This is a genomic window from Herbiconiux daphne, from assembly GCF_024979295.1.
GTDB lineage: Bacteria > Actinomycetota > Actinomycetes > Actinomycetales > Microbacteriaceae > Herbiconiux > Herbiconiux daphnes.
In genome coordinates, this window is the sequence record NZ_JANLCJ010000453.1 from 1 (window position 1) to 662 (window position 662).

A 662-nucleotide genomic window follows, 5' to 3' on the forward strand; every position below is an offset into this window, starting at 1 on the left:
ACAAGGCAACCTGAATCTTATCAATCTTCTGCTGAACAGAATCAGCCGGATTTGTATTGCTCATACCGAGCTTTTGCTGGGCAAGATCCAGAGCACTTGCTGCTTGCTGGCTACTGTTGATTTGATATTCACCGACGGCAGCTTTTAACATTTGCTGAATGGCAGCTTGTGTATCCTGATTAGCTCCGCCGTAACTCATAGAGGTTACGCGGTTATTCAGCGCTTCGAATCTGGATTGAGAGAAACCATTTAGTTTCTTATCTTCAACCGCTGCCTTGATCTCCCCAAGAATAGCTTGAGCATTCTGAGCAAACGTTATGTCCTGCTGAGTTGGTGTGTGAGTCAGTTTGAAATGACCAGAACTATCTATCTGAGCGTGAGCAACACCCATTGATACAGCCAGACCCATTGCGATAACGACAGCCAATAATGATTTGTTCATTAGGATTTACCTTACGATTAAAGTTTCAAGAGTTAAAGTTTACAGCAGTTTGCCTTTGCTCAAGTCGATCAGACTAGGCAGGCTACTATCTATCCGCAACAGCCTACCTCTTAGGGCATAGCCATCACGACGACAGATACTTTCAAACTCACCAGCTTTACGGATGAGTTCATACATCTTTGCTTTGTGCTTCAATGCCACTTGAGTCTGGTCAACCAAA

The 662-nt window shown here is 44.1% G+C and carries 2 protein-coding genes; both read right to left on the reverse strand.

Translation table 11 applies throughout. The features are described 5' to 3' along the window. The coding region (locus tag N1032_RS25810) for a hypothetical protein (protein ID WP_259543470.1) at positions 1 to 442 on the reverse strand (442 nt) is incomplete at its 3' end. Between the two features lie 39 nt (positions 443 to 481). Then, positions 482 to 662 (reverse strand): hypothetical protein (locus N1032_RS25815; protein WP_259543471.1); only part of this gene is annotated, 181 nt, incomplete at its 5' end.